General features: G+C 44.9%; 9 protein-coding genes. 4 read left to right on the top strand and 5 right to left on the bottom strand.

Features of this window, described 5'->3' with window-relative positions; translation table 11 throughout:
• The first annotated feature begins 11 nt into the window (after positions 1-11).
• The 3 genes from QT984_RS00345 to QT984_RS00335 all read left to right on the top strand — a co-directional run bounded on the left by QT984_RS00345 (position 12) and on the right by QT984_RS00335 (position 1451).
• Positions 12-392 (top strand): response regulator, encoded by a 381-nt coding sequence (locus tag QT984_RS00345; protein WP_333055646.1) that lies wholly within the window; start codon positions 12-14, stop codon positions 390-392.
• A 116-nt stretch (positions 393-508) separates the two neighbouring features.
• The gene (locus tag QT984_RS00340) at positions 509-943 is read left to right on the top strand and encodes a hypothetical protein (protein WP_333055645.1); all 435 of its coding nucleotides are present in this window, start codon (positions 509-511) and stop codon (positions 941-943) included.
• A gap of 127 nt (positions 944-1070) precedes the next feature.
• Entirely contained in the window at positions 1071-1451 is a 381-nt protein-coding gene (locus tag QT984_RS00335; RefSeq protein ID WP_333372840.1) for a response regulator, read from the top strand.
• Positions 1452-1616: 165 nt separating this feature from the next.
• Here QT984_RS00335 and QT984_RS00330 read toward each other — a convergent pair whose 3' ends face one another.
• The 5 genes from QT984_RS00330 to gatB all read right to left on the bottom strand — a co-directional run bounded on the left by QT984_RS00330 (position 1617) and on the right by gatB (position 7605).
• The gene (locus QT984_RS00330) at positions 1617-2849 is read right to left on the bottom strand and encodes a pentapeptide repeat-containing protein (protein ID WP_333207866.1); all 1233 of its coding nucleotides are present in this window, start codon (positions 2847-2849) and stop codon (positions 1617-1619) included.
• Between the two features lie 107 nt (positions 2850-2956).
• A complete protein-coding gene (locus QT984_RS00325) occupies positions 2957-3595 on the bottom strand; it encodes a Uma2 family endonuclease (protein WP_333055643.1) in 639 nt (212 codons plus the stop codon).
• A gap of 273 nt (positions 3596-3868) precedes the next feature.
• Positions 3869-4456, bottom strand: a complete 588-nt coding sequence (locus QT984_RS00320) for a Uma2 family endonuclease (RefSeq protein WP_333055642.1) — start codon at positions 4454-4456, stop codon at positions 3869-3871.
• A gap of 39 nt (positions 4457-4495) precedes the next feature.
• On the bottom strand, positions 4496-5662 hold the full coding sequence (locus QT984_RS00315) for a pentapeptide repeat-containing protein (protein ID WP_333274446.1): 1167 nt from the start codon (positions 5660-5662) through the stop codon (positions 4496-4498).
• A gap of 440 nt (positions 5663-6102) precedes the next feature.
• The gene (gene gatB / locus QT984_RS00310) at positions 6103-7605 is read right to left on the bottom strand and encodes an Asp-tRNA(Asn)/Glu-tRNA(Gln) amidotransferase subunit GatB (protein WP_333055640.1); all 1503 of its coding nucleotides are present in this window, start codon (positions 7603-7605) and stop codon (positions 6103-6105) included.
• Between the two features lie 542 nt (positions 7606-8147).
• Here gatB and QT984_RS00305 point away from each other — a divergent pair.
• Positions 8148-11423, top strand: a complete 3276-nt coding sequence (locus tag QT984_RS00305) for a PAS domain S-box protein (protein ID WP_333055638.1) — start codon at positions 8148-8150, stop codon at positions 11421-11423.
• The last annotated feature ends 268 nt before the right edge of the window (positions 11424-11691 follow it).

Genomic DNA, 11691 nt, shown 5'->3' with positions numbered 1-11691 from the left:
TCCCAAATCCGATGACACACAGACAAATTCTAGTTGTTGACGATGAAGAACACCTTCGGGAACTTGTGCAAGCCTGCTTAGAAGATTTAGGCGGATGGAAAACAGTGGGGGCACGATCGGGAGAGGAATGTTTACAAATACTGCAAACAGAACAACCCAATGCTATTTTGCTGGATGTATCTATGCCGGGAATGGATGGGTTTGCTGTGTACGAGATCCTCCAATCCGATCCGATTACTCGATCGATTCCAGTGATTCTGCTGACAGCGAAAGTTTTGCCCAGCGATCGGGCTAAATTTGCCCAAATGGCGGTAGCTGGGGTAATTGCCAAACCCATCCAACCCATCACTTTGACGGAAGAAGTAGCAGAGATTTTGGGATGGAATGAATAAATTTTACCAGTTTTGTAAATTTTTGTAACAAGAACGGAATCTTTACCAATTCCTTACCGTTGCTATTTAGTCTCCTGTTATTCAGCTAACAGTTCTTTGCATTAGGAGGAGACTCGATGAATGCTTTTCAGGTTTTGAATGATATAAATCAGGATCTCGCAGATTCATTTTCCGGTTTGCCCACTGCTTGTCAGCAATCCACGCTTGGGATTGCTCATACAGAGGAAACACCGATCGCAGGCATTAAAGTTCAAGAAAAGGATGCGACACTTATCGTTAAAGTTCACATCTCTGACATTCATCTTGTCAAATTGAATCTCCAAATCACTCCAGAAACTGTTTTAATCCAAGGTCAACCTACCGAATCGGCTGTAGTAGAAGGTTATTTCCTTCCTAGTGGATTTCAAAGTCTCATTCCGTTGCCCCACCGCCTACATCCTGAAATCTATGCGGCTGAAATAGACCAGGATGGTTTAATACTTCAGATTGCTAAAGAGTTGAGAGTTGAGCAATCCGAAGTTCGGATTCAACTCTCAAATACACATCTTTGAGCGATTGCTTAAAGATGGGTATTTGACACCCAATTGGCAACCGAAAGATTGATTTTTAATCAACCCAAATAAAATGAACACTTTGCAATTAGCTAATTATGATGGCAGTCTCCTGCCCGAAAACAAGATGAAAGGGAAGCAAATTCTCATCGTTGACGACCAAGAACACCTCCGCGAACTGATACAGTTGTGCCTGGAAGACATCGGGGGATGGAACACGCTGGTGGCCGAATCAGGACAAGAATGTTTACAAATCCTACAAACAGAACGACCTAATGCTATTTTGCTGGATATATCAATGCCCGGAATGGATGGGTTTGCTGTGTACCAGATCCTCCAATCCGATCCGATTACTCGATCGATTCCAGTGATTCTGCTGACAGCAAGAGTGATGTCAAGCGATATGGCTGAATTTGCCAAAATGGGCGTTGCTGGGGTAATTCGCAAACCATTTGAAGTCACCACCCTGCCGGGAAAAGTGGCAGAGATTTTGGGATGGGATGATTGACACTCCCCGGTATGGCAGACGCAGGATTTTTAAGACTTTAACTCTAAATTCATAGAGTTGCTGCTTCAATCGATAGTTTAAAGGTGAAATTCCATCGCACAGGCGTGACGCCCGTGCCACGATGGAGGCGGATGAATATAATAAAAGAGCTCTCGCACTTGCGGGCTAAACCTCTTCAAAAATCGCGCCTCGCTGCTGTAGATTCACCTGTATCTCCTCATCGATTCCTGAATTGTTCCCGAATCTGGCTGACTCGACATTCGCACCACTGAAATTAGTATTTGTTAAGTTCACTTCCAGCAGATTTGCGCCGCTCAAATTAGCACCGCTGAGGTTAGCTAAAGCTAGACTTGCTTTGTGCAAATCTGCACCGCTTAAATCAGCATTTCCTAAGAAAGCCCCACTCAAATCTGCACCGCCGAATTTGGCATTTTGCAGGTTGGCGTCGCTGAAATCGGCATCGTTTAAGGTTGCACCCCGGAAATTTGCCCGATCGAGATTTGCGCTGCTAAAATCCACTGCACTTAAAGTAGTTCCGCGCAAGCTGCTACCCGCGAAATCAAGTGCTGGATTGAGATTGGCGATTTTTGCCAACTCTACAAAGTTGTCGGTTTCAGCGGAAATAATGCGATCGACCATTTCCTGCAATTGGGATTCAGCTTCCGGCACAATTTCCCCTTCGCGCGGTTCAACCGGAGGCAAATTGTAGGACAATAGCGCCCAACTGAGGGCAGGTTGGAGTTTATTTGCTTGCAGGTATATAGTCAGGATTCTTTCTAAAACCGAATGTTGATTTGGCGTGATCTCGTGCGGCCACAAACCCTCCGCATCTGTGAGATTAATATCTTCTTTAGCAACTTCAAAAGCCGCTGCCATCCGAAATTCTTTGGCAGTAATTTCTCCCAGCTTAGCGCTTTTTAGCAAACCTTTTAATACTGATTTGCCCTGTTCCACTGCAAAAATCCAAGCTGGGGTTGTATCATCGCTGATTGTGGAAACGTGACAAAATATGCTCTCTGTCTCCTTAATTTTTTCCAAATCCTCGCCGCCCTGAACTTCCCGCTGACTTTCGGTTACTAAATTTTCTGTACTGCTTGGAATTGGCAGGGTTTCTTCTATTGGCAAAAGCTTGAAAGAACCGACTAACTGACGTGAGGCTACGGGTATTTCGCAGTTTTCTAGATAGAGTTTGAGCGTCCCGCCTTGCAGACCAAATTTGACGCGACCACCTAGCAGGGGTTCCCAATGCTCGTTAAAATTCAGGCTCAAGTGAATGTCGAGCTGCTGGGTTTGGGGTGCAACCGATGGAACTGGAATTGCTTCAAATTGCATCCACAAGCAATCTGGGTATTTGTTGTGAGACTCTAGCGATCGCATATCGGGTAGAATTGCTGGCACTACCAGCCTGTAATTGATATTTAAATTAGTTTATCATCTCTATTTTATCACAACACAGCTTTTTTTCGTGGATAAAATTGTAAATTTTGTTTAATTTCCTCCGCCCTTCATTGGTTTTGCTGAATTTGACTTTTTACCCAATTCCGAAATGCTTTTACTAATTCCAAATAGTCCATTGTTTCTGCTTGTTCCAAAAATCTGACAATCTCTAAAACAGCCACGCTGGGAAATGCTAAACTGAGTTCGCCCTCAACGTATTCTCCATTTTCTAATCTGTTGATTCTGAGTCGAGATCCATTATAAATCCAAACTTCCGGCACTCCCAGATCCCTATAAACCTGCAAGGTATTTTCCGAACGGCTGGTAATATCAATTTCCACCACTAAATCCGGCGGCGGATCTTGACTCAGGTCAATTCTTTTTTTGCCTTTAACTGCACTAATATTCTGGATGTAAAAACATTCATCCGGTTCTGCACCGCTAAGTTCAGGACGCTTGAAAGTTGTGGAACCAAGGGGTTCAATTCTCACCTCTAATTCTTCCGCTAAGGTTTCAACAAATCGACCCATTATTGTTTTGAAGCGTTCGTGTTCTGGGGAGGGTACCATAATTTTCAAATTGCCACGACTATATGTCAGTCGAATTTGCCGATCGCCAATTTCGGCAAGCAAAGTTTCGTAGGTTTGCCAACTGATACCCGATAGCTCGACAATTTGTTCGGGTGGAGCAAGAGTTTTAGCTGTCATCTGATTTTAGATTTTAGATTTTAGATTTTAGATTTCTCCCGCGAATAAATCGGGGGTCAGAAACCAAATTGTTTTGGATGATAGCGATTAAAAGGGCGGGTTTTTGAGATTGTCAATTATTGGCAGATATTTTTCGTGAACCCGCCCCTACCCTATTAGGGGTAATCGACCGGACATAATATCATTCATTTGCACTTTTAGATTATATCATCGAAAAAAGCTCGATCGCTCTTTAATTACTGAGTTAAAATATGTGCTATCGAGCCAGAATATTTAGTCACCACTCTGCGCGGGAAATACCGCAGATAAATCGAGAGACAAATCTGGGAAACCTGGAATTACCACAACCTCATTCGGCAAAACCACTCGTTTGACTCGATAATCGAAACCACCTCTTTGTTTTTGATAAGGTTCGCTGTGCATTTCCAGTTGAATATCTACCAAATTAAATATCCAATAATCAGAAATTTCCGATTCAGCATAGAGAGATAACTTGGTTCTCCTGTCGTATTTCAAAGTAGAATCGGAAACCTCAATTACCAGCAAAATATCAGCAGGCTCCGGGTGAGAAGATAAATAATTATCAGAACGATTGCGAGCAATAACAACATCAGGCTCTGGTTCGCTATCAGCCGACAAAATAATCGGCTCTTGACCGCGCACGATCGCTCGTTCTTCCAGCAGTGGGTACAATTTTTTAAGCAATAGCGAATTACAAACAGAGTGAAACGTACCTTTTGCAGCCATTTTGATAATTTCTCCGCGAATCAATTCAACTCGCTCATCGGGGGCGAAAAATCCCAGTTCTCCCAAACGGTGATATTCGGCGATCGAGAATCGTTTTGCAGTTACGGCAGTCATAGCTTTTCTTACCCTCTACAATTACCAACATTTCCCATTCTACTCAAAAATCCCGCCCCGTGCCATCAATTCAACCTTCAGGGCTTCCGCAATTCCGACACAACCCAAAAACTTCGCATTTTTAACTACAGTATTTTTCAAATCAGCGCGGCTCAAATCAGCACCTTTTAAATTCGCTCCACTCAAATTAACACCACTTAAATCAGCATTCTTGAAATCAGTATTTGTCAAATTTGCATTTACTAAAATCGCATTCGGTAAATAAGCACTGCTCAAATTGGCGTTGGTTAAATTTGCACCGCTCAAATTCGCCCTGGGCAGCTTTGTCCGCAAATCAGCACCGCTCAAATTGGCGCTGCTGAGTTCAGCATCCCGCAAATTAGCATTGCACAAATTAGCATCAATTAAAATAGCAGCGCTCAGCAAAGCACCGCTGAGATCGGCCAAAGTCAAGTCTGCGCCTCGGAGGTTGGTTTCGCGCAAATCTGCACCGTTAAAATCAGCGTAGTGCAAGTCAAAACCGCTTAAATTAGCCCCAGCAAAATCCTCAATCGGATTCAAACCAACTGTTTCTGCAAGTTGTACAAAACTCTTATTTTTATCAGTTAAAAACAGTTCGCGGACGATCGCCAATTGCTCCTGTCGGTACTGGTTAGCCTTGTCATAATCTGCTAAATACTTGTAGCCGAGCTTCAAATACTTGAGAGCATTGCGCTCAATGCGATCGTCCTTGCTGGTGCGCGCGATCGACAACTGCTGGTGATAGCATTCGATCGCACCAGGCAAATCTCCCTTAGCATCGTAAGCTAGCGCCAAATTGCCCAAAGTTTCCAATTCAGAGCGCCCGTCGCCAGTATCCCGCGCGATCGCCAAACGCTGCTGCTGGTAATCAATAGCACCAGAAAAATCTTCAAGAGCACAGCAAGCATTGCCCAAATTTCCCAAAGCATTTGCCTCGCCCCGGCGATCGCCAATTTCCCGCGCTAACATCAAATGTTGCTGGTAGCAGTCGATCGCCTGAGCATAATTCAAGAGCGCTTCGTAAGCTACACCCATATTACCCAGCGCCGCACCCGATCGGCGCTTATCGTCCATTGAGCGATACAGCCCCAGCGCTTCCTGCCAAGAATCCAGCGCCGCCTCAAATTGACGCGCCTGATATTGCGAAATCCCCTGCTTGATTAGCTCGCTAGCTTGTTCGCTCATACTGTCCAAATTAGTTAATAACTAAAGCTGATATTAACTGAGATATTGCACCATTCTCGCTTAACAGGCAAGATGCCTGTTCCACGAGAAAATTCACTCTTTGTGGAACAGGCCGGAAAGCCTGTTCATAAAAAGCTGATTGAGAATGGTGCAAGATTTCAGTATGGCCCATCCCCCTCTCCCCCATCCGTACTTTCACGTCCGTACAAAAAAAAGACAAAAAAAAAAGAGAGAGCTACCTAAGTAACTCCCTCTGCCATCAGGGTGCATCTACATAACACAATATAACACTATCGGGATGAGGGGTGTCACCCCCAAACGTGAAGATGTTGTAAAGAAATGTAGATTAATTATAAAGTTACGATCCCGCCAGAAGGGCGAGGTCAGGAAAAACCGATCGCCCGCCGCTGTATCCGCTACACGATCCCCTTAACGAATGCTTAACCTGGGGCGTTAAGCTTCGCCGCCAGCAGCTCATTGGTCAGTTTGGGATCGGCCCGGCCGCCCGTTTCCTTCATCACCTTGCCGACAAAAAAGCCCAGCAGCTTAGTTTTACCGCCTCGGTACTGTTCGAGCTCCTTGGGATTGGCGGCTAACACCGCATCGATCGCTCGATCGATCGCCCCAGTATCCGAAATTTGAATCAAACCCTTGCTTTCAACAAACTTTTGAGGCGAACCACCATTTGCCAGCAACTCCGGCAAAATATCCTTAGCGATTTTGCCACTGATCGTACCGGCCTCAATTAGCCCCAGCAGTTCAGCTAAATCCTGCGGTTGGAAAGGAATTTCTGCGATCGCCAGTTTTTCATTTTTCAGATAAGCAGTAATATCGCCCATCACCCAATTGGCAGCTTGTTTAGCCACAGCACCGGCGGCGATCGATTTTTCAAAATACTCCGCCACCGCTTTGTCGTCAGTCAGCACCCGCGCGTCGTAGGGAGAAAGACCGAGCTCAGTTTCGTAGCGATGGCGCTTCATTGCCGGCAATTCTGGCAGTTGAGCTTGCCAATCCTGCAATTGCTCAGTCGAAACTTTGATCGGAGGCAAATCCGGTTCCGGGAAATACCGATAATCGCTCGCACCTTCCTTAACCCGCATACTGAAAGTACACTGCTTGTTTTCATCCCACAGCCTGGTTTCTTGGATGATGGTTTCGCCATTTTCCACCGCTTGAATTTGTCGCTCGATCTCATAATCGATCGCCCGTTCGATCGCATTAAAAGAGTTCATATTTTTAATTTCCACCTTCGTGCCGAACTCTTTTCTGCCCACGGGGCGCACCGAAATATTCACGTCGCACCGGAGTGAACCTTCCTGCATATTCCCGTCGCCAACACCGATGTAGCGCACGATCCGGCGCAATTCTTGACCGTATTCGGCAGCTTCCGCGCCCGATCGCAAATCCGGTTCCGAAACAATTTCGATTAGAGGCACACCGGCGCGGTTGTAATCCACCATTGAATAAGTTGAACCGCTGAGCCGATCGCTGCCGCCGTGAACCAATTTTCCGGCATCTTCCTCCATGTGCAAGCGAGTGATCCCGATTTTTTTTCTAGTAGAATTTCCCGTCTCATCCACCAGTTCAATTTCTAGCCAGCCGTTAGTAGCGATCGGCAAATCGAACTGAGAAATTTGATAATTTTTCGGCAAATCGGGATAGAAATATTGCTTGCGGTCAAACTTACTGTAAGGTGCGATTTCGCAGTTGAGAGCCAGCCCTGCTTTCACCGCATACTCCAGCACTTTTTGATTTAATACGGGCAAAACTCCCGGCATTCCCATACAAATTGGGTCAATGTTAGTATTTGGGGCATTGCCAAATTCTGTAGAAGAACTGGAGAAAATTTTAGTATTCGTACTTAATTGACAATGAGTTTCGAGGCCGATAATGGCTTCGTACTGAGTTCGGTTTTTTATCGAAGAGGGTGCAGCAGCAGTCATAAGCAATTTAAAAGACTGAATAACTTTAGATTTTATTTTAGCTTTTTATTGACCAAACTGATGGGAGAGTATTTGTAGGTAGGGGCGGTTTCATTGGTGTCAACAAGCGTGTCAAACCCTGATTTCGGCAGGTTTAAACCCCTGACGGACTTTGAGCAAGCGTGTTTAGTTGAGACAAATGGGGCTCTGCATACGCAACGCCCTGCTACAGATTGGCGATCGACCCAAGGCTGCAGCCACGCCGAGAGCCTTTGGATCGCCCCCAAACAACAACTCTGTGCAAAAATATACTTAGGGCCAGCTCCTGCCCGCACCATTCCCTTACCCAGGAGAGTTTTAGATCGATCCACCACAATTGCCGATCGATCTGCACCCCAAATCCTTTGACTGGCTGTATTTAATAACGCCGCCCGCCTCCAACGATCAGCTCCACGCACAGACTAAAAATTAAAAATGTATAATTTAACAGGAAATTACATATTTTTAATTTTTAAGCTTTAATTTTGAATTCTCAAAGTAACACTTGCCTAAGTGTCAAAACTATGCGTGAAATTCCAGTTAAAAGTGCCAGACTGTTTCAGAACAGCATCACTGAGCTAGAGCAGGCGGAATTAGCCCTCGAACTCGCTTGGAACGAACTCGAAAAACAAACAGCAGAAACCATTGCTCACATTGCCAACACTGGCTCAGCAAACACACAGGAAATTAGCGATCGCTTCGCCAGGGCGAAGCAACTCCGGCAGCAACTTCAAACTCAAATAAAAAAAGCCAACTCGCGGCGGGAATTTCACCTAGAAAACTCACCAATGGCCGTTGTAGAGTGGGACAAAGAATTTCGGGTAGTGCAGTGGTCGCCAATGGCAGAAAAAATATTTGGCTGGAGTGCAGCAGAAGTAATCGGCAAATACTGGCACGAATGGTCAATAGTTCATCAAGAAGACTTCGAGGAAGTGTGTGCCGTCACAAATCAACTATTACACAGCAGAGAACCCCGCAACATTTGCCGCAACCGCAACTATACAAAAGATGGCTCAGTAATTTACTGTGAATGGTACAATTCCGCACTAATCGATGAATCGGGAAGAGTAGTTTCAATTCTCTCTTTTGCCAGAGACATAACCGATTTCCACCGCGCTCAAGAAGAACTGCATAGGCGCGAACAAGCTTTCAGCGCCATCGCCGAAAATGCGACCGATATTATCGCCCGGTTCGATCGCAAACTCTGCCTCCTTTACATCAACCCAGCAGTAGAATCAACAATTGGAAAACACGCCGAAAAATTGATTGGCAAAACCAACCAAGAATCAGGAATGCCACCGCACCTGTGCAGCCTGTGGGATGAGGCTTTTATGAAAGTTTTTGGTAGCGGCAAACAAGAAACCATAGAATTTGACTTGCCCACTTCCGAAGGCATAAAATATTACCACTGTCGAGTCATTCCCGAGTTTGCTGAAGACAATTCAGTAGAAACAGTTTTATCCATCTCCCGCGACATCACAGAACTCAAACAAGTCGAAGATCAGTTGCGACAAAGCGAATCCAAATTTAAAGCCATAGTAGATTCTAATATTATCGGCTTAATTTTTTGGGATCTTGACGGCCACATTACAGATGCGAACGCGGCTTTTTTAAACACGGTAAATTATACGCGGGACGAGCTGCTTGCCGGAAAAGTTAACTGGCAAGAAATGACACCACCTGAATACGTGGGTTTAGATACAGAAAAAGTTGCCGAACTGAAGGCTAGAAATACGGTTGTTCCCTTTGAAAAAGAATTTATATGCTCCGATGGTAGCCGCGTTCCGGTGCTGCTGGGCAGCACATTTTTAGAAGGAACGAAGCAATTAGGCGTCAGTTTTGTGCTGGACTTGAGCGAGCGCAAGCAGGCAGAATTGGAACTGCAAAAACATCAGCAACTTTTAGAGAGTATTGTTACAACTATACCTAATTTTCTCTACATTTACGATGCAGTAAAAAACCAAAATATTTATGCAAATGAATCTGTCACAGCTATGCTGGGATACACTCCCCAAGAATTGCAAGATTTGGGGACAGACGCTGTAGCCAACTTAGTTCATCCCGACGATCTGTTAAAGCTAATTACAGGTATGGAGCGACTAAAACACAGTAGGAATCCCTATGAAACCGATGACAGAGACTACAGAATCAAACACAAAAATGGGGAATGGCGCTGGGTGCACGCTCGCTCTAAAGTTTTCAAAAGAACGCCAGACGGACAAATGAGGCAAATTATCGGTTCCGTACTCGACATCAGCGATCGCAAACAAGCCGAAGAATCATTAAAACAGCAAAAAGAACTGCTGCAAACAATCTTCGACAACGTGCCGATTATGCTCGCATTATTAGACAAAAATGGTCAAATAAACTGGGTGAACCGCCACTGGGAACAAGTGCTAGGCTGGAGTTTGGCAGAAATCAAAAACCGTGATATCTTGGCAGAATTTTATCCGCAGCCAGAATACCGTCAATATGTTTTGGATGAAATAAAAGCAGCAAATGAGAAGTGGAGCGACTTCAAAACAAAAGTTAAAGACGGGCGAATTATCGACACTTCTTGGGCAAATGTTCGTCTTTCAGACGGCAGTTGTATCGGCATTGGTCAAGATATCACCGAACGCAAACGAGTAGAATTAGAGCTCAAAGAACTTAACGAAACTTTAGAAGCTCAAGTCGCGCAACGTACTGCAGAATTAGAAATTTTTTTTGATGCTTTGCCCGACCACATTTTTGTGGTAGATAGCGATAATATGCGACTGTCTTTTGTCAACCAATCTGTTGCCAAAACTGCTGGATTAAATAGCAGAAAAGAGATGCAGGGCAAAACTATTTTTGAATGTTTCTCCCCCGAAATAGCCGCCAAATTCTCTAGGGAAAATTCGCAGGTATTTGAAACAGGGGAAACTCTGCACTTGCAGGATAAATTTGTAATTGCTGGCGAGACCAGTTACTACGATACTTTTAAAATTCCCCTCAGAAATCTCGACGGCGAGGTTTATGCTTTAATTGGCACTTCTCGCGATATCACTGAGTTGGTAGAGACAAAACAAGCTTTGTCAGAACGCACAGAGCAATTAGAAGCTGCCAATCAAGAATTAGAATCTTTTTCTTACTCAGTTTCCCACGACTTGCGCGCACCTTTGCGACACATTTCAGGTTTTGTAGAAGCGTTGAAACAGCGGCTAGAATTAACTGAGGCTTTGAGCGATCGCAAAATAGTTCACTATATGGAAGTAATTGAAGACAGCAGCCAAAAAATGAGCCTGTTGATTGACGGTTTGCTCGCCCTGTCGCGGGTGACTCGCACCGAGTTGAGGCAAATTCCGATCGATCTGAGCCGTTTGGTACAAAATGCGATTAAATTGACTAAACCACCAACAGTCGCAGATCCGGCCCAAACTCCCCACAGCGTTGAATTTGCCGTCGGAAATTTGCCGACAGTAATGGGAGATTCAACCTTGCTGCAACAGGTGTTCAGCAACTTGATTAGCAACGCCGTCAAGTTCAGCCGCGGACGCAATCCGGCTACAATAGTTATTGAGGGTTTACCCGATGGGACGATTTTTGTCAAGGATAACGGGGTGGGTTTTCCGATGGAATATGCCGATCGCCTGTTTGGAGCCTTTCAGAGGCTGCACTCCCAGAGAGAATTTGAAGGTACGGGCATCGGTTTGGCGATCGTCCAGCGGATTATTCACCGCCACGGCGGTACGGTTTGGGCCGAAAGCCTACCTAGTCAAGGAGCCACCTTTTACTTTAAACTAGGGCAAACAATCTCAAACGGTAATATAGATTCATAAGTTAAGTCTATAAGAGTTTTAAATGAAAAATTTAAAACTCTTATAGACTTAAATAAGTCACGATCGGTGAGAGCATCCGAATTTTGGTATGACAGGAGTGTTCACTCTCAGGGATGGAAGCGAAATATCTAGGCTGGGCGGTGCAAGATGCTCGTACTCCTAAAAAACGCTCTTTTAAAAATTGGGATGCTCCCCAATCGGTTCGGTCAGCCTTCGACGGTAGGTGCTAAATAAAGGTCTTGCGAGTAGAGTATATAATTAATCTTGC

Origin of the sequence: Microcoleus sp. Z1_B2 (assembly GCF_036700325.1) — a bacterium.
In the GTDB taxonomy this organism is placed as follows: domain Bacteria; phylum Cyanobacteriota; class Cyanobacteriia; order Cyanobacteriales; family Microcoleaceae; genus Microcoleus.
The sequence above is the reverse complement of the archived record's forward strand: the minus strand, read 5'-3'. Positions and strand labels throughout refer to the sequence as shown.